At 74.5% G+C, this 17,647-nt stretch carries 18 protein-coding genes; 12 read left to right on the top strand and 6 right to left on the bottom strand.

Annotated elements, in window-relative coordinates; genetic code table 11:
- Positions 1-25: 25 nt before the first annotated feature.
- A complete protein-coding gene (locus tag ACFSHS_RS02200; RefSeq protein ID WP_376871184.1) occupies positions 26-982 on the top strand; it encodes a DNA-3-methyladenine glycosylase family protein in 957 nt (318 codons plus the stop codon).
- A 1-nt stretch (position 983) separates the two neighbouring features.
- Here the strand turns inward: ACFSHS_RS02200 and ACFSHS_RS02205 are convergent, their stop codons facing one another.
- From ACFSHS_RS02205 to cofD, 3 genes are read right to left on the bottom strand one after another with little or no spacing between them, the layout of a single operon-like run.
- Positions 984-1,586 carry a dTDP-4-dehydrorhamnose 3,5-epimerase family protein gene (locus ACFSHS_RS02205; protein WP_376871186.1) on the bottom strand — a complete coding sequence of 201 codons (603 nt, stop codon included), beginning with the start codon at positions 1,584-1,586 and terminating at the stop codon, positions 984-986.
- Between the two features lie 26 nt (positions 1,587-1,612).
- Positions 1,613-2,731, bottom strand: a complete 1,119-nt coding sequence (locus ACFSHS_RS02210; protein ID WP_376871188.1) for a coenzyme F420-0:L-glutamate ligase — start codon at positions 2,729-2,731, stop codon at positions 1,613-1,615.
- Positions 2,724-3,689: a 2-phospho-L-lactate transferase gene (gene cofD, locus ACFSHS_RS02215; protein WP_376871190.1), complete on the bottom strand. Its 966-nt coding sequence runs from the start codon at positions 3,687-3,689 to the stop codon at positions 2,724-2,726. Before cofD ends, ACFSHS_RS02210 begins: the two co-directional genes overlap by 8 nt.
- A gap of 333 nt (positions 3,690-4,022) precedes the next feature.
- Here cofD and ACFSHS_RS02220 point away from each other — a divergent pair, with 333 nt between their 5' ends.
- Positions 4,023-4,292, top strand: coding sequence for a WhiB family transcriptional regulator (locus tag ACFSHS_RS02220; RefSeq protein ID WP_458199623.1), 270 nt, complete (start codon positions 4,023-4,025; stop codon positions 4,290-4,292).
- A gap of 121 nt (positions 4,293-4,413) precedes the next feature.
- A complete protein-coding gene (locus ACFSHS_RS02225) occupies positions 4,414-5,223 on the top strand; it encodes a hypothetical protein (RefSeq protein ID WP_376871192.1) in 810 nt (269 codons plus the stop codon).
- Positions 5,224-5,226: 3 nt separating this feature from the next.
- Here ACFSHS_RS02225 and ACFSHS_RS02230 read toward each other — a convergent pair whose 3' ends face one another.
- The 3 genes from ACFSHS_RS02230 to ACFSHS_RS02240 form a co-directional block, all read right to left on the bottom strand.
- Entirely contained in the window at positions 5,227-6,141 is a 915-nt protein-coding gene (locus ACFSHS_RS02230) for a hypothetical protein (protein WP_376871194.1), read from the bottom strand.
- Positions 6,142-6,201: 60 nt separating this feature from the next.
- Positions 6,202-6,669, bottom strand: coding sequence for a metallopeptidase family protein (locus ACFSHS_RS02235; protein ID WP_376871196.1), 468 nt, complete (start codon positions 6,667-6,669; stop codon positions 6,202-6,204).
- Between the two features lie 67 nt (positions 6,670-6,736).
- Positions 6,737-7,489 (bottom strand): SDR family NAD(P)-dependent oxidoreductase, encoded by a 753-nt coding sequence (locus ACFSHS_RS02240; RefSeq protein ID WP_376871198.1) that lies wholly within the window; start codon positions 7,487-7,489, stop codon positions 6,737-6,739.
- A 101-nt stretch (positions 7,490-7,590) separates the two neighbouring features.
- Here ACFSHS_RS02240 and ACFSHS_RS02245 point away from each other — a divergent pair, with 101 nt between their 5' ends.
- From ACFSHS_RS02245 to mtrA, 9 genes are all read left to right on the top strand, one after another.
- Entirely contained in the window at positions 7,591-7,941 is a 351-nt protein-coding gene (locus ACFSHS_RS02245) for a DUF3499 domain-containing protein (RefSeq protein WP_376871200.1), read from the top strand.
- Positions 7,942-8,091: 150 nt separating this feature from the next.
- A complete protein-coding gene (locus ACFSHS_RS02250; RefSeq protein ID WP_376871202.1) occupies positions 8,092-9,456 on the top strand; it encodes a phosphomannomutase/phosphoglucomutase in 1,365 nt (454 codons plus the stop codon).
- On the top strand, positions 9,453-9,665 hold the full coding sequence (locus tag ACFSHS_RS02255; protein ID WP_376871204.1) for a Trm112 family protein: 213 nt from the start codon (positions 9,453-9,455) through the stop codon (positions 9,663-9,665). The genes ACFSHS_RS02250 and ACFSHS_RS02255 overlap by 4 nt, the downstream gene beginning before the upstream one ends.
- Positions 9,666-9,686: 21 nt before the next feature.
- A complete protein-coding gene (locus ACFSHS_RS02260) occupies positions 9,687-10,829 on the top strand; it encodes an SIS domain-containing protein (RefSeq protein ID WP_376871206.1) in 1,143 nt (380 codons plus the stop codon).
- A gap of 109 nt (positions 10,830-10,938) precedes the next feature.
- Positions 10,939-11,895 (top strand): DUF808 domain-containing protein, encoded by a 957-nt coding sequence (locus tag ACFSHS_RS02265; protein WP_376871208.1) that lies wholly within the window; start codon positions 10,939-10,941, stop codon positions 11,893-11,895.
- Positions 11,896-12,004: 109 nt separating this feature from the next.
- The gene (locus tag ACFSHS_RS02270) at positions 12,005-13,768 is read left to right on the top strand and encodes a glycerol-3-phosphate dehydrogenase/oxidase (RefSeq protein ID WP_376871210.1); all 1,764 of its coding nucleotides are present in this window, start codon (positions 12,005-12,007) and stop codon (positions 13,766-13,768) included.
- Positions 13,769-13,870: 102 nt separating this feature from the next.
- Positions 13,871-15,046 (top strand): mannose-6-phosphate isomerase, class I, encoded by a 1,176-nt coding sequence (gene manA, locus ACFSHS_RS02275; protein WP_376871212.1) that lies wholly within the window; start codon positions 13,871-13,873, stop codon positions 15,044-15,046.
- A 238-nt stretch (positions 15,047-15,284) separates the two neighbouring features.
- Positions 15,285-16,769 carry an adenosylhomocysteinase gene (gene ahcY, locus ACFSHS_RS02280; protein WP_376871214.1) on the top strand — a complete coding sequence of 495 codons (1,485 nt, stop codon included), beginning with the start codon at positions 15,285-15,287 and terminating at the stop codon, positions 16,767-16,769.
- 174 nt (positions 16,770-16,943) lie between these two features.
- Positions 16,944-17,647: MtrAB system response regulator MtrA (gene mtrA, locus ACFSHS_RS02285; protein ID WP_456559068.1), on the top strand; the 704-nt coding region annotated here is incomplete at its 3' end.

Here is a 17,647-nt window from a genome sequence, read left to right on the forward strand (position 1 = left end):
CCCGGGGGAAGTCCTGAGCACCGTCGTGAGCCGAGTCCCGAGCCCAGCCGCGCGGCCGACCCCGTCGGCCGGGCAGGTCTTCGAGTCCGTCTGGACGCCGGACTGGCCCCTGGACCCGGCCCGGGCGCTGGCCCCGCACCGGCGCGGCACCGGTGACCCGACCATGCGCATCACGGACGACGGCCTCTGGCGGACCACGACGACCGCCGAGGGGTCGGCGACGGTGCGCATCGCCGTCAGCGCGGGCACGGTCCGCATCAGCGCGTGGGGTCCCGGCGCCGAGCAGGCCGGAGCGGCAGTCCCGGAATGGCTGGGCGCCGCCGACCACCCGGAAGGGTTCGACCCCTCCGGGCACCCGGTGGTCGCCGAGCTGCACCGCACGACCCGCTGGCTGCGGCTGGGCCGGACCGGCCGCACCTGGGACGCCCTCGTGCCCGCCGTCCTCGAGCAGAAGGTGACCACCGCCGAGGCCTACCAGGTGTGGCGGGAGCTGCTGCGTCTGGCGGGCGAGCCGGCCCCCGGCCCCGCGCCGGAGGGGATGCGGGTGCCACCGTCGGCGCAGCGGGTGCTCGAGGTGACCGATTGGGAATGGCACCGCTGCGGTCTGGACGGCGCCCGCCGGCGGGCGCTGCGGGCGGTGGCGTCGGTCGCGTCGCGGCTCGAGCCCGAGGCGGCCGGCGACTCGGCCGCGCTGCAGCGGCGGCTGTGCTCGATCCCCGGCATCGGGGTGTGGACCGCCGCCGAGGTCGTGCAGCGGGCGCTCGGCTGCCCCGACTCCGTGAGTGTCGGTGACTACCACCTCAAGAACATCGTCGGCTGGTCGCTGGCCGGCCGGAGGACCACCGACGACGCCGGGATGCTGGCGCTCCTGGAGCCCTGGCGCGGGCAGCGCCAGCGGGTCGTGCGGCTCATCCTGGCCGGGGGCGCCCGGCGACCGCGGCGTGGGCCGCGCTTCGCCCCGACGGACTACCGGGGGATCTGACTCACCGTCCGCGCAGCTGGGCGTACCGCGCGGTGCACTGCTCCATCGTCGGCAGGAGGCCTTGGTCCCGGGCCTCGGCGAGCGTGGGGGCCGCCTGATCCTTCGCGGAGAACTCGAACTCCATGTCGGCGGGCCACGGCAGGCCGAGCTCCGGGTCCATGGGGTTGATCCCGAACTCCCGCCCGGGGGAGTAGCCCGACGACACCAGGTACGTGACCGAGCTGTTGTCCGCCAGGGACACGAAGGCGTGACCGAGCCCCTCCGCCAGGTAGACGGCTCGAGGCTGCTCGCTGTCGAGGAGTACGGAGTCGTGCACGCCGAAGCTGGGAGAGCCGACCCGGATGTCGACGATCACGTCGAGGACCTTGCCCGCCGGGCAGTACACGTACTTGGCCTGCCCGGGGGGGACGAGGGCGAAGTGCACCCCGCGGAGGACGCCGCGGGCGGACACGCTGTGGTTGGCCTGGGCCAGGGTCAGGCCGAAGCCGGTGGCCTGGGAGAGCACGTCGGCGCGGTACCACTCCGTGAACCTGCCGCGTGAGTCGCCGTGCGGCACGAGATCGATGGCGTAGCTGTCAGGGACGGCGAGTTCGCGGATCTCCACGGGCCGACGCTATCGAATGCTCGCGTTCACGCTGTCGCAGTGCCCAGCCACAGCCTGCCCACCAGGGAGGAGCCGCCCGGTGTCCCGACCGGCTCCCACCGCGTCGTCCAGCCCTCGGCGTGCAGCTGCACGATCGCGGCGCCGAGCAGCGCGCCGAGGTTGAGCGCCGTGGTCAGGTTCGGGGTGTCGCTGAGGTGGACGTCGACGACGCCGTCGCCCTCGCCGCCGTGGCGCAGGACCACCGGGAACTCCGGCAGCGCGGCGCTGGCGACCCGGAACGCCTCCGCGACCGCCGCGAGCTCACCCGCCCGCGGCACCAGCTCCGCGCCCGGCTCCCGCGTCCGGACCAGGTCCCGGGAGCCGTAGGGGAAGAGGTCGTCGGAGGGCAGTCGCACCAGGGGGCGGGTGCCCTCGTCGTTCGCGCCGGGCAGGGCCGGGCGCAGGCCACGGACGACGGCGACCGGGACACCGGACAGCTTGCCCTTGACCAGGTCCGCGGCTGCCGCCACCTCGTCCACCACCGCCACGCGGGTGGTCTCCAGGCGGTTGCCGAAGGCATCGACGGCGCCCCGGTGGTCGGCGAGGGCCGGGATGCCGGCGGCGCCGACCGCGACGTCGGTGAGCCCTTCCCGCCAGGTCCGGCCGAACGTGTCGCTCACCACGACGGCGACGTCGACGTCGAGCCGCTCGCGCAGGCCGGCACGGAGGGCGCGGGCGGAGGCGTCGGCGTCCTCGGGGAGCAGCACGAGCGCGTCCCGGCCCACGTTGGAGGCGTCGATGCCCGCGGCGGCCACCACCCAGCCGTGCCGCGTCTGCACGATGGAGAGCGGGCCCCGTCGGGCCACCACCCGGACGGTCTCGTCCTCGATCGCCCGCTGACGGGCCGCCTCCCGGTCGGCACCGGGCTCGACGCGCACCAGCCGTCCCTCCACCTTGGAGACCACCTTGGACGTCACCACGACGACGTCGCCGTCCGCGAGCCAGGGAGCCGCCCCGGCGACGGCCGCCGCCAGGTCGTCGCCGGGCGCGAACTCCGGCAGCCCCGGGACCGGGTGGACGGAGATGCCGGCCGGCGGCCCGGACACCGGCGCCTGGGACACCGGCGGCTGGGACACCGGCGGCTGGGACACCGGCGGCTCAGACACCGGCAGCCCGGAACCCGGCGGCGTCGAGGGCCGCCTGTGCCAGGGCGGTGGTCGCCTCGGCGGAGGACATGAGCAGCGGCACCTGCCGGACGTCGACCCCCGGCACGTCGGCCGCGTCGCCGGGGGCCACCAGCCAGGCGTCGAGCAGGCCCCCGTCCGTGCGGGATCCGTAGTGCCGGCCGACCCCTTCCGCACTGACCTCGACGCCCAGTGCCGGCAGGCAGCGGTCGGCCATCCCGCGCAGCACGCCACCGCCGACGACCGGCGAGACGCCCACCACGCGCGCGGGTGAGCTCAGCAGCGCCTCGCGCAGCCCGGGCACCCCGAGGACCGTCCCGATCGAGACGACCGGGTTCGACGGGGCCAGCAGAACCGCGTCCGCGGCGGCGAAGGCCTCGAGCACGCCGGGGGCGGGGCGGGCGGCCTCCACGCCGATCTGGACGAACGCGGCGGGGTCGAGGGCGGCGCGGTGCCGCACCCACCACTCCTGGAAGTGGATGGCCCGCTGCCGGCCGGTGCCGGGATCGGTCACGACGACGTGGGTCTCCACCCGCTGGTCGCTCATGGGCAGCAGGGTGACCCCGGGCTGCCAGCGGTCGGCGAGGGCCGCGGTCACCTGCGACAGCGGGAAGCCGGCGTCCAGCATCCGCGTACGGATCAGGTGCGTGGCCAGGTCGCGGTCGCCCAGGCCGAACCAGTCGGGGTCGGCGCCGTAGGCGGCGAGCTCCTCCTTGACCGTCCAGCTCTCCCCGGCCCGGCCCCAGCCGCGCTCCTCATCGATGCCGCCGCCGAGGGTGTACATGACCGTGTCGAGGTCCGGGCAGATCCGCAGCCCGTGCAGCGTCACGTCGTCCCCGGTGTTGACGACGGCGGTGATCTCCGCGCCCGGCGCGGCGGACCGGACCCCGCGGAGGAATCGAGCCCCACCGGTCCCACCGGCCAGCACCACGATCTGCACGAAAGACATGGTGCCCGATAGGCAGTTGTCGACTGTTCCACGGGCGTGTCGAGGGTCGGGACGAGAATTGACGAACGCTCGTGACGGGTGGGGCTGGTGTGGCGTGTCGCTTACACCGGGCGAAGTTGACGGGCAGGCAACGACACGCGTGTAATTCCGGCGGTGTCGACGAGTGCTGGACGGCCCGGGAACGTCCCGGAGGCCGCGCACCGGGACGAAAGCGAGAGGGGACGCAACGTCATGGCGGAGGTGTCGTGGTTGAGCGATTACGTCGGTGCGAGCGACCGGTCCGCTGACCGGTTCGGAGCCGGCGGTGGCCACCACACGGGCCGCGTGGCGAGCCAGGGCATCGCGGGCCTGCTGGGCATCGGGGCCGAGGCGGATGCCCAGTCGTGGCAGGAGCAGGCGCTCTGCGCAGAGACCGACCCCGAGGCGTTCTTCCCCGAGAAGGGTGGCTCCACCCGCGAGGCCAAGAAGATCTGCACCGGCTGCGAGGTGAAGGCCCAGTGCCTGGAGTACGCCCTCGCCAACGACGAGCGGTTCGGCATCTGGGGCGGGCTCTCCGAGCGTGAGCGCCGCCGGCTGCGTCGCCGCGCCGTGTGAAGAAGGACCCCACTGCTCGCCACCGCTCGCACGCTCGCGGCGGGACCCTGCAGAGGGGCCGTTCCATCGCCTCGCCACAGCCGCCGACGCTTGCCGTCGGCGGCTGTGGTCGTATTCGGGGGTGCTCACCCGGACCGTCGTCGGCCGTGCCCGGGTGGTCCGGGAGATCCGCGCCGCGGCGCCGCTGATGGCCGACCTCCGCGCCCCGGTCACCGCCCGGGGCCCCTGGCTCACCGCCGTGCTTAACGCGGGGGTGGCCGGCCGCGGCGCCGGCCGGCCGGCGGCGGTGGTCGTCGGAGCGCACGCCGAGGGGCGTCCCGACGCGGTGGCGTTCCTCGCCCTGCGACGCCGCGGGCCGGTGGTGGTGGTGACCGTGCTGGGCGGCGGCGTGCAACCCGTGCCCGGAGGGCGGCCGCCGGCCCGGCTGCTGGCGCGGGACGGGGAGGCGGCCGGCCTCCTCGCCGCGGGCATCCACGACCTGCTCGGCGACGTGCGCGGGTCCGCCCGGCTGCGCCTGGCCGGGCTCCCACTGGGTGATCCCACGGCCCGCGCGCTGTCGGCCCGGCTGCCCGACGGCCTGATCGCCAACGAGCGCAGCCACGCCATGACCGACGACCTCGACGGGATGGGCGGCGTGGTGCGCAGCCGGGACCCGGCGGAGCTCGAGCGGTGGCTGCCGGCCCTGCTCGCCCGTGAGCCCGACACGCGGGCCCGCGGCTTCCTCCGGTCCTGCGCCCGGCTGCACGCCGCCATCGGCCAGGTGGAGCTGGCGGTGCTGCCCGGGGACGACGGCCCGCGGGCGGCCCTGCTGACCCTGCTCGACGGCGCCGACCGGTGGCCGTGGTGGGGGTGGAGCGACGTGGGCGGCCTGGGCACCGCCATGGGCGCGCCGCTGGTCAGCGTGACCGCCCCCGCCCGCGGATGGCCGTGAGCGTCAGCGCCCGTAGGTGATGGTGCTCGGCTCCCCGGCGCTGGTGGGGACGCGCTCGTCGCCCAGGTGGAGCAGCCCGGTGGCCGGCTCCTGTCCCGGTCCCGCCCGGCCGTCCCGGGGAGCCGCCCGGACGGTGACGTCGTAGGCGCGGCCGGTCGGCTCCGGTGGCGATCCGGTCTGCCGCCGCGTGGCGGCGAAGCGGCCGGAGATCAGCAGGCCGCCGCCGTCCGCCGAGACGTGCAGGTCCGGCCCCGACAGCGCCCCGTACTCCGGCACCGACGGCGTGCAGCCGGCCTGCCGAGGGTCCTCCGGGGCGTCGGTGCGGAGGCAGTTGAACGTCGGCAGCTCGATCTCCGCGGCCGCGCGGTCGCCGTCGGTGCGCACCCGGACCCGCGGATAGGCCACGGTGACGCCGACCGCGTGCCGCTCGAGGACGACGCCCTCGAAGACCAGTCGCGCATCCACGGCGACCGCCCGGGGGGTCGCCGAGGCCGGTCGCTCGTCGCTGCGCGGGGCGTCCGGATCGGGGGTACGGGCGGTCGCCACGGCCGCCGCGGCGCCGATCAGCAGCAGGGCGGTGCCCCCCATCGCGGCCAGGACGGCGCCGGTCCCCGACCCGCGGCGGGGGGCGAACGGCGTCGGCGGGGACCCCGCCGGGGTGCCGACCGCGGTGCTGAGGGCGGCCCAGCCGCCGGTCGCGGTGTCCGGTGCCCGAGCCGTTCCCGGCGGGAACTCCAGGAACGCGGGGAGGTCGTCGTCGACGGGGTCCGCGACGGATCCGGCGGGAGACGCGGGCGGGTCCGCTCCCGGGCGGCGACGGCGCACGGCCAGGGCACCCAGCGCGGCCGGCACCGCCAGGAGGATCCCCAGCACGAGGCCCAGCACGAGCCAGGGCCCGGCCGTCACGGGGATGTCCATCGCGGTCAGCATCGCAGGGCGCCGGCAGCACATCCGCCGGTGTCCACCGAGCCGCCCGACTCAGCCGGTGGGGTCGATCTCCTCCGGATCGCGGCCGAGCAGCACGGCCACCTGGTCGACGACGACGTCACGCACCAGGTCGGCGAGGTCCTCGCGGTCGTGGGCGCGGATCTCCAGCGGCCGCCGGTAGACCACGATGCGCGGCGGCACGTCGCGGCCGTTCTCCCGGTGGGCCGGCAGCAGCCGAGCCAGCGGAACCGACCCGTCGTCGAGCACGTCCGCGTCGAGGACCACCTCGTCGGGGTCGGTGTGCTCGACCCAGGGCACGTCCTCGACGGCGAACTCGACCCCCGCCAGCTCCCGCTCCCAGCGGCGCTCGAGGTCCTCCACGGCGTCGAGGACCAGGTCGTCGAACTGCTCCGCCCGGCTGCGGGCCAGGGGCACCTCGGCCGGCACCAGGCGCCCGCGCAGACCGCGGCCGTGGCGGTCGCGGCGGGATCGGCCGGGGCGGCGGGGTGGGCGGGTCATCGGCGGCGGGGTGGGCGGGTCATCGGCGGCGGGGTGGGCGGGTCATGTCGGTCGAAGGGTACGGGGCTCAGCGCGGCAGCCGTCGCCACACGGCCCGGGGGAGCAGGCGCATCAGGAAGAAGACGGGGCGGAGGACCGCCGGCACCCACACCTCCTGACGGCCCCGGGTCAGCGCGTCGACGACGGCGTCGGCGACCTGGCCGGGCGTGCTCGAGAACGGGGCCGGCGACATCCCGGCGGTCATCCGGCCGATGACGAAACCCGGCCGGACGAGCAGCAGCCGCACGCCCGAGCCGGCGAGCGCGTCGGCGAGCCCGCTGGCGAACCCGTCGAGGCCGGCCTTCGCGGAGCCGTAGACGTAGTTGGCCCGGCGCACGCGGACGCCGGCCACGGAGGAGAAGACGACGAGCGTGCCCCGCCCAGCCGCCCGCAGCCGGTCGGCCAGCAGGGTGAGCACGTGGACGTGGGCGACGAAGTCGGTGTGCACCACCGCCACCGCGGCGGCGGGATCGCGCTCCGCGACGGCCTGGTCGCCGAGCACGCCGAAGGCGACGACGACCGTGCCCGGCGGCCCGAACCTCCGCTCGACCTCGTCGAGGACGGCCGCGTGGCCGGCCAGGTCGTCGGCGTCGAACGCCACCCGGCCGACGGTGGTGGCCCCCGCCCGGCGCACCGCCCCTTCCTGTTCGTCCAGGTCAGCCGGCTGCCGGGCGGCCAGGACGACCGTGGTCCGGCCGCGCGCGGCGAGCCGCTCGGCGACCGCCGTCCCGATCTCGCTGCGCCCGCCCAGGACGAGGACCGGTCCCGTGTCGATGCCCACGGGGTCATCGTGCAGGATGGGGCACCCGATCCCGATTCCCCGCGTGCCTGCTGCGGCCGACCGCCGTGCAGGTTTACTGTGCCTTGCGTGAGGAACCGGTGGTGAGGCAGTCACGTCGCTGCTCGCGCAGCGGCTGCGCGCAACCGGCAGCGGCGACCTTGACGTACGTGTACGCGGAGTCGACGGCCGTTGTCGGCCCGTTGGCGACGTTCTCCGAGCCGCACAGCTATGACCTGTGCGAGTTCCACGCCGAGCGGCTGACCGTGCCCCGCGGCTGGGAGGTCGTCCGTCACGAGATCGACCTCGAGGACGCCGGCCCGACCGGTGACGACCTGCTGGCCCTCGCCGACGCCGTCCGCGAGGCCGCCCGCCCCGAGCCCCCGCGCGACCCCGCCGACGACGGCAGCGGAACCCGCCGCGGTCACCTCCGGGTGCTGCCCGACCTCACCTGAGCGAGGACCCCGCTGCCCCCCACCGCTCGCGCGCTCGCGACGGGCCCCTGCAGCGGGGCCACCACGCCGGGTCCACGGGCCGCCGATAGGGTCGGCGACGCCGGGTGCCACTCGGTCTGCGTGAAGTCGCGAGTACGAGGGTGAGCCGCGTTGCCGGACCTGTCATCGATCGTGAAGGCCTACGACGTCCGTGGCGTCGTCCCCGGCGAGTGGGACGAGGACGTCAGCCGGGCGATCGGTGCGGCGTTCGCCGAGTTCGTGGCCGGTGACAGCGGCGCGACGGCCGTGGTGACGGCGCACGACATGCGCGAGTCCTCGGTCCCACTCTCCCGCGCCTTCGCCGAGGGCGTCATCAGTCGCGGCGTCGACGTCATCGAGGCCGGCCTCGGCTCGACCGACCTGCTGTACTTCGCGGCCGGCTCCCTCGACGTGCCCGGGGCGATGTTCACCGCCAGCCACAACCCGGCGCAGTACAACGGCATCAAGCTGTGCCGCGCCGGCGCGGCGCCGATCGGGCAGGACTCCGGCTTGGCCACGATCCGCGAGTGGGCTGAGCGGAACTCCTACGAGCGCACCCCCGACCGGGTCGGCCAGGTCACCACGCGGGACGTCCTGCACGAGTACGCCGCCCATCTGCACTCGCTGGTCGACCTGTCGGGCATCCGTCCCCTGAAGGTCGTCGTCGACGCGGGCAACGGCATGGGCGGGCACACGGTGCCGGTCGTCCTGTCGGGGCTGCCCCTGGAGATCGTCCCGCTGTACTTCGAGCTCGACGGCAGCTTCCCCAACCACGAGGCCAACCCGCTCGACCCGGCCAACCTGGTCGACCTGCAGGCCGCCGTCCGCGAGCACGGCGCCGACGTCGGGCTGGCCTTCGACGGCGACGCCGACCGCGTCTTCGTGGTCGACGAGAACGGCGATCCGGTGAGCCCCTCGGCCGTCACGGCGCTCGTCGCCGTCCGGGAGCTGGCCAAGGGCCGGGGGACGACGATCATCCACAACCTGATCACCTCGAGGGCGGTTCCGGAGATCGTCCGGGAGCACGGCGGTGAGCCGGTCCGCACCCGTGTCGGGCACTCGTTCATCAAGGCCGAGATGGCCCGCACCGACGCCGTCTTCGGCGGTGAGCACTCCGCGCACTACTACTTCCGCGACTTCTGGCGGGCCGACACCGGCATGCTCGCCGCCATGCACGTCCTCGCCGCGCTGGGGGAGCAGTCCCGCCCCCTGTCGCAGCTCACCGCGGCCTACAGCCGGTACGCGGCGTCCGGCGAGATCAACTCCACGGTCAGCGACGCGGAGGCGAAGATGGCGGAGGTCCGCGCGGCCTTCGGCGAGCAGGACGGGGTGAGCATCGACGAGCTCGATGGGCTCACCGTGCAGCTGCCCGACGGCGCCTGGTTCAACCTGCGGGCCAGCAACACCGAACCGCTGCTGCGGCTCAACGTCGAGGCGCCCGACGAGGCGCGGATGACCGAGGTGCGGAACCGAGTCCTGGAGATGGTGCGCGCATGACCGAGACGTCACCGACGGCGGCGAGCGGCCCGCTGGGCCTGGACCCGCAGCTGCTGTCGATCCTGGCCTGCCCCGACACCCACCACAGCCCGCTGACCGTCGACGAGCAGGCCGGCGAGCTGCTCTGCACCACCTGCGACCGGGCGTTCCCGGTCCGCGACGGCATCCCCGTCCTGCTGCTGGACGAGGCCCGGCACCGGAACGCGTGACGGCGCGATGACGGTGACCGCGTGACATCGCCCGAGTTCGCCGAGGAGGTCCTCGACGACCCCGAGCTCCTCCGTGCCCGCGATCCCCGGGGTCTCCTGCCGGCGGTCGCCGGTGGCGGCGCCCAGGTGCGGGAGACCGCCCGGCTCACCGCCGAGGCCGGCCTGGGCCGGGTGACCGAGGGCGGCCGGCCGCGAGGGCTGGTCGTGGTGGCCCGCCGCGAGGGCGCGGTCGCCGCCTCGGTCCTCCGCGCGCTGCTCGGGCCCTCCAGCCCGGTCACCGTCGACGTGGTGCCGGGACCGAACCTGCCGGTGTGGACCGGTCCCAGCGACATCGCCGTCGTGGCCACGCGCACCGGAGCGGGCACGTACGCCGTGACGCCGGCCTACGAGGCCGCCCGGCGCGGGGTCTCCCTCCTCGGCATCGGCGCCGAGGACGCGCCCCTGCGCGGCGTGTGCTCGGCCGCCCGCGCACCCTACGTGGCGCTGCCGGCGTCCCGGGTCCGGCACACCACGCTGTGGTCGCTCCTGACCCCGATGCTCCTCCTCGCCACCGAGCTCGACCTGCTGCCGGCCGGCGGGACCGATCCCGAGGCGATCGCCGCCGCCCTGGACGAGGTCGCCATGGAGTGCGGCCCGGCGCGGGAGTCGTTCGTGAACCCGGCGAAGACCCTCGCCCTGGAGCTGCTGGACGCGCTGCCGGTGATCGCGGCCGAGGGGCCGCTCGCCGGGGCCGCGGCCACCCGGATCGCCGATCAGCTCGCCACCCTCGCGGGGCTGCCGGCGACCGACTACCGGCTGCCCGACCAGCGGGTGGCGGCCTGCGCCGTCCTCGGCGGGCCACTGGCCCCGCGCGACGCCGACGACTTCTTCCGCGACCGTGCCGACGACGCCGGACGCCGGCTGCGCCTGCTCACCATCCGCGACACCGACGCCGGGGCGCACGACGGCGCGGGGGAGCGGGAGCCGCGGTCGGCCGCAGCGGCGATGGACGAGGTGCTGCGGACCGCGGCCGGGCACAACGTCCCGGTCAGCGGTCTCGCCGAGCACGGGGAACCCGGCCGCTTCACCCGGCTCCCGCGCCTGGCGCGGCAGCTGGCCGTCGCCGACTTCAGCGCCGTCTACCTCGCCCTCGCACTCGACAACGAGAGAGCACACGGCTCCTGACCAGCCCACGCCGGCCGACGCGCACGGTGCCGTGCCGCGCACGCCGGGGCCGGACGGGTGACCATGACTGGAACAGCAGGCAGCTGCTGACCGACCGGAAGGACTTCCCGTGGCGGGTGGACTCGTAGCCCTGTTGGACGACGTGTCGGTGCTGGCGCGCGCAGCCGCGGCCTCGGTCGACGACATCGGCGCCGCTGCCGGACGGGCCAGCGTGAAGGCGGCCGGCGTCGTCGTCGACGACACCGCCGTCACACCGCAGTACGTGCACGGTCTGGCCGCCGACCGCGAGCTGCCGATCGTCCGGCGCATCGCCGTGGGATCGCTGCGGAACAAGCTGCTCATCATCCTGCCCGCGATCCTGCTGCTCAGCCAATTCCTGCCGTGGCTGCTCACGCCGATCCTCATGATCGGCGGCGCCTACCTCTGCTACGAGGGCGCGGAGAAGGTGTGGCACAAGATCAGCGGCCACCACGAGGCCCACGAGTCGGTGGAGGAGGCGCTGCCGGACGAGAAGACCATCGTGTCCGGTGCCGTGCGCACCGACTTCATCCTCTCGGCCGAGATCATGGTCATCTCGCTGAACGAGGTGGCCGACGAGGGATTCGTGTCCCGGGCGGTGATCCTCGTGGTCGTCGCGCTCGGCATCACCGTCCTCGTCTACGGCGTCGTCGGCCTGATCGTGAAGATGGACGACGTGGGGCTCGCGCTCTCCGAGCGCCCCGGCAAGGGCGTGGCCCGGCTCGGCCGGGGACTGGTGAAGGGGATGCCGAAGCTGCTCACCGCGCTCACCGTGGTCGGCACCGCCGCGATGCTGTGGGTCGGTGGCCACATCATCCTGGTGGGCAGCGACGAGCTGGGTCTGCACGCGGTCTACGGCGCGGTGCACCACCTGGAGGAGGCGGCGCACGAGGCCACCGGTGCCCTCGGCCCGGTCGTGGGCTGGCTCGTGAACACCCTGGCCAGCGCGCTGCTCGGGCTGGTCATCGGCGCGCTGGTGGTCCTGGTCATGAAGCTGACCTTCCACCGGCGCAAGCACCAGCCGGCGGCCGAGGCCGGATCCCACTGACGGCCCGGTCCGCTCACGCCCGGCCGGGCCTGGGCACGGGCACGCGACACGCCGGGGATGTGACCCGGCTCTCCGTGCGGCGGCCCGGGGCGGGGGGACAGTAGGAGACATGCACCCGGGGGATGCGAGCCGCACGTTGTTGTCACCGGAGCGCCGCCGGGCCGACCGGGCCCGGCTGGCCGAGGAGGTCGTCGACGTCCTGGTGATCGGCGGCGGGGTGACCGGCGCCGGGGCCGCGCTGGACGCGGCCAGCCGCGGGCTGTCGGTGGGGCTGCTGGAGGCGCGCGACTGGGCGGCGGGCACGTCGAGCCGGTCCAGCAAGCTGATCCACGGAGGGCTGCGCTACCTCGAGCAGTTCGCGTTCCCGCTGGTGCACGAGGCGCTGGCCGAGCGCGCCCGGCTGGTGCAGACCATCGCGCCGCACCTGGTGACCCCGCTGCCGTTCCTGCTGCCGCTGACCGCCCCGGTGTGGCAGCGGGCGTACTTCGGCGCCGGGGTCGCGCTCTACGACGTGCTGGGGGCCGCGTTCACGCCGGGCCGGGAGATCCCCCGCCACCGGCACCTGTCCCGCAGGAAGACCCTGGCCGCGTTCCCGGCCCTGCGCGGTGACGTGGTGCGGGGAGCGATCCGGTACTGGGACGCCCAGGTCGACGACGCCCGGCACACGCTCGCCGTCGTCCGGACCGCCGCGGGGTACGGAGCGCGGGTGCTGTCCAGCGCGCGGGTGACCGAGCTGCTGCGTGAGGGGACCGGGTCCGACGCGCCGGTCGTGGGCGTCCGTGTGGCCGACCTGACCGACGGCTCGTCGTTCACGGTGCGGGCCCGCAGCGTCGTGGCGGCGACCGGCGTGTGGAGCGACGACATCGGCGCGATGCTCGGCGACTCCGCGCCGAGCCTGAAGGTGCGCGCCTCCAAGGGCGTGCACCTGGTGCTGCCCCGGTCGGCCATCGACGGCGCCCGGCTCACCGAGGCCGGCGGGACGCAGGCGGGGCTGATCCTGCGCACCCCCACGAGCGTCCTGTTCGTGATCCCGTGGGGGGAGCGCTGGATCGTCGGGACGACCGACACGCCCTGGAAGCTCGACCGCGACCATCCCGCCGCGAGCAGTGCCGACATCGAGTACATCCTCGGCCAGGTCAACCGGGTGCTGGTCCGCCCGGTGACCGCCGACGACATCCTCGGTGTCTACGCCGGGCTGCGGCCGCTGCTGGCCGGGGAGTCGGACGAGACCAGCCGGCTGTCCCGCGAGCACGCCGTGGTCACCCCCGTCCCCGGCCTGGTGCTCGTGGCCGGCGGGAAGTACACGACCTACCGGGTGATGGCCGAGGACGCCGTCGACGCGGCGGTCGCCGCCCTGCCCGGCGTGCCGCCGTCGCGGACGGAGCACCTGCCGCTGGTCGGTGCGCACCGCTGGGACGACGTCCGGGACCGGGCGGCCGAGCTCGCGGCCGGCAGCGGCGTGCCCGAGGAGACGGTGGCCCGGCTGCTGCGCCGCCACGGCGACCGGATCGGCGACGTGCTCGACCTGGCCCGGTCGGACCCGGCGCTCGCCCGGCCGCTGGCGGGCGCCCCCGGCTACCTGGCCGCGGAGGTGGTGCACGCCGTCACCGCCGAGGGCGCGCTGCACCTGGACGACGTCCTGACCCGGCGCACGCGCGTGTCGATCGAGACCGCCCACCGGGGGGTGGAGTCGGCACCCGAGGTGGCGCGGCTGATGGCGGGCGCGCTGGGCTGGGACGAGGAGCGCACCGCCCGGGAGGTGGAGCACTACACCGCACGGGTGGCCGCGGAGCGGGAGTCGCAGCGGATGCCGGACGACCGGACCGCGGACGCCGCGCGGCTGGGTGCGCCCGACGTCCGTGCGGCGGTGTGACGGCTCCGCTGTCACCCGGTCCGCTGTGACTCGGTTCCAGTAGGGGGACACCTGGGGCGCGACCGCGGCCGGTGGTCGGCCACGGGAGTTAGTGTGGCCGCGATGTGGCAGCTGCAGACCTCCGTGCGTCACTACCCGTGGGGTTCGCGCACGGTGATCCCCGAGCTGCTGGGTGAGCTCACCCCGGCCGACAAGCCGTACGCGGAGCTGTGGGTGGGGGCGCATCCCGACGCGCCGAGCGTCCTTTCCACGGGGACGCCGTTGGACAAGGCGATCCAGGAGCAGCCCGAACTGCTCCTGGGCGCCGAGGTGCGCGCCCGGTTCGGCGACCGGCTGCCGTTCCTCATGAAGGTGCTCGCTGCCGAGCAACCGCTCTCGCTGCAGGCGCACCCGACCAGCGAGCAGGCGCAGGCCGGCTTCGCCGCCGAGGAGGCGGCCGGGGTGCCGCGCGACGACCCGACGCGCACCTTCAAGGACCCCTTCCACAAGCCCGAGCTGATCCTGGCGCTGACCCCCCTCGAGGCGCTCTGCGGATTCCGCCCGGTTGAGGAGTCGCTGCACTGCCTGGCCAAGCTGCAGGTGCCCGAGCTCAAGCCCACCATCGCGGCCCTCGCCCGCGGTGGGCTGCGGGCGGCCATCCCGCAGCTGCTCGCGCTCTCGCCGGAGCACCGGGCGGCCCTGGTCGACGCGGTGGCCGAGGCCGCCGGCCGGTTCGTCGCCGCCCACGACCCCGAGTTCATCAACACCTACCGCTGGGCGGCGTCGCTGGCCGAGACCTACCCGGGCGACCCGGGTGTGGTCATCTCGCTGATGTGCAACCACCTGCGGCTGGCCCCGGGTGAGGCGGTGTTCCTCCCGGCCGGCAACCTGCACGCCTACCTCTGCGGCGCCGGCGTGGAGATCATGGCGAGCTCGGACAACGTCCTGCGCGGTGGCCTGACCGGCAAGCACGTCGACCTCGCCGCCCTCATCGAGGTGCTCGACTTCACCGACGGCCGGGTGCCGGTCATCCATCCGGTCCTGGGGCCCGGCGGGCTGCGCTACCCCGTACCGGTCGAGGACTTCGACCTGACCCGGATCCAGCTCGACGCACAGCTCGGCACGCTGACCACCCGGGGCCCGCAGGTACTGCTCTGCACGGAGGGCACCGCGCAGCTGGCCTCCGCCGAGGGCGCGCTGACCCTGCCGAAGGGGACGTCGGCGTTCGTCCCGGCCGGCGCGCAGGTCACCGCATCCGGGCCTGCCGTCCTCTACCGGGCCACCACGAACCTGAGCTGAGCCCCGGAGCGTCCCGAGGTCCCGGGGCGGTGGGGAACGGCGGCGTCCCGCCGGTCGGGACGCCGATGCCGGGGCGCTCGCCCCGTCGACGGCCTCCCGGCTTGCCTCGCCGTCGTAAACTGGTCCGCGGTACGAGCCCCGCCGAAGCCTCGGCACGCTCGCTCTTCCCAAGCGACCGCCGAGCGCCCGCTGGTCTGCGCCGACGCGCACACCGCAGGGCCTTGCCCCCTGGAGCGACATGACCGCCAGCACTGGCACCCGTGTTCTGACCGATGGCGACTTCAAGGTCGCCGACCTCTCCCTCGCCCCGTTCGGCCGCAAGGAGATCCAGCTGGCCGAGCACGAGATGCCCGGCCTGATGGCGCTGCGCGCCGAGTACGGCGACCAACAGCCGCTGGCCGGCGCGCGCATCGCGGGCTCCCTGCACATGACGGTGCAGACCGCCGTCCTCATCGAGACCCTGACCGCCCTCGGCGCCGACGTGCGCTGGGTCAGCTGCAACATCTTCTCCACCCAGGACCACGCCGCAGCCGCGATCGTGGTCGGCGAGGGCACCCCGGAGCAGCCCGCGGGCGTCCCGGTGTTCGCCTGGAAGGGCGAGAGCCTGCCCGAGTACTGGTGGTGCACGCAGCGCCTGTTCGAGTTCCGCGACGAGACCGGCGAGATCGTGGGCCCGAACATGCTCCTGGACGACGGCGGCGACGCCACGCTCCTGGTGCACCTCGGCACCCGGTTCGAGGCCGAGGGCGCCGTCCCCGACACCACCGAGGCAGACTCGGAGGAGTACGGCGTCATCCTCGACGTCCTGCGCGGCACGCTGGCCGAGGACAAGGGCTACTGGACCCGCATCGGCCAGGGGATCAAGGGCGTCACCGAGGAGACGACCACCGGGGTCATGCGGCTCTACGAGCTGGCCCGCGACGGGCGGCTGCTGTTCCCGGCGATCAACGTCAACGACTCGGTCACCAAGAGCAAGTTCGACAACCTCTACGGCTGCCGGCACTCGCTGATCGACGGCATCAACCGGGCCACCGACGTGATGATCGGCGGCAAGGTTGCCGTCGTCTGCGGCTACGGCGACGTCGGCAAGGGCTGTGCGGAGTCCCTCCGCGGCCAGGGCGCCCGCGTGATCGTCACCGAGATCGACCCGATCTGCGCGCTGCAGGCGGCCATGCACGGCTACGAGGTGACCACCCTCGACGAGGTCATCGGCAAGGCCGACATCATCATCACGGCCACCGGCAACAAGGACATCATCACCGCCGAGCAGCTCGGGCGGACCAAGCACCAGGCGATCATCGGCAACATCGGGCACTTCGACAACGAGATCGACATGGCCGGCCTGGCCCGCACCCCGGGCATCGAGCGGACCACCATCAAGCCGCAGGTCGACGAGTGGCGGTTCGCCGACGGCCACACGATCATCGTGCTCTCCGAGGGCCGGCTGCTGAACCTGGGCAACGCCACCGGGCACCCCAGCTTCGTCATGAGCGCCTCGTTCTCCAACCAGGTGCTCGCGCAGATCGAGCTGTGGACCAACCGCGCCGCCTACGAGGGCCGGACCCCCGGCGTCACGGTGCTGCCCAAGAAGCTCGACGAGCACGTGGCGCGCCTGCACCTGGACGCCCTCGGTGTGAAGCTGACCCAGCTCACCAAGGTGCAGGCCGACTACATCGGCGTCCCCGTCGAGGGGCCCTTCAAGAGCGACCACTACCGCTACTGATCGAGCTTTCTGTACCGAAAGCTGCGCAACCTCGCGCAGCTTTCGGTACAGAAGGCTGCCGACCGCCCTGAGGGGACCGTTCCGGTCCCTCGCCGGGCCGACGGCCGACCCGCCACGGGATCTCACCCGGGCGGGTGGGCCAACTTCCGTCCCTCTCAGCGCAGAATGGGCGCCGTGCCACCCACCGCTCCCCAGAACGGCCCCAGCCGCGGCCGTGTCCTGGTCGTCGACGACGACGCCGCTCTCGCCGAGATGCTCGGCATCGTGCTGCGGCGCGAGGGATACGAACCCGCCTTCGTCTCCGACGGCAACCGGGCGTTGGGCGTCTTCCAGCAGACACGGCCCGACCTGGTGCTGCTGGACCTGATGCTGCCCGGCCGCAACGGCCTGCAGATCTGTCAGGACATCCGCACCCAGTCGACGGTGCCCATCGTCATGCTGACCGCCAAGGGCGACACGATCGACGTCGTCCAGGGGTTGGAGGCCGGCGCCGACGACTACGTGACCAAGCCGTTCAAGCCGGTCGAGCTGGTCGCCCGGGTGCGGGCCCAGTTGCGTCGCGGGGAGACCGGCCAGGCCGAGAACCTGAGCATCGGTGACGTGCAGATCGACGTCCCGGCCCACCAGGTCACCCGGGACGGCGTGCCGATCGCCCTGACGCCGCTGGAGTTCGACCTGCTGGTCGCGCTCGCCCGCAAGCCGCGCCAGGTCTTCACCCGCGAGCTGCTCCTCGAGCAGGTGTGGGGCTACCGGCACGCCGCCGACACCCGGCTGGTGAACGTCCACGTGCAGCGCCTGCGGGCGAAGATCGAGCGCGACCCGGAGAAGCCCGAGGTGGTGCTGACGGTGCGCGGTGTCGGTTACAAGGCCGGGCCGCC

The organism is Blastococcus deserti (genome assembly GCF_042682525.1).
Taxonomy (GTDB): domain Bacteria; phylum Actinomycetota; class Actinomycetes; order Mycobacteriales; family Geodermatophilaceae; genus Blastococcus_B; species Blastococcus_B deserti.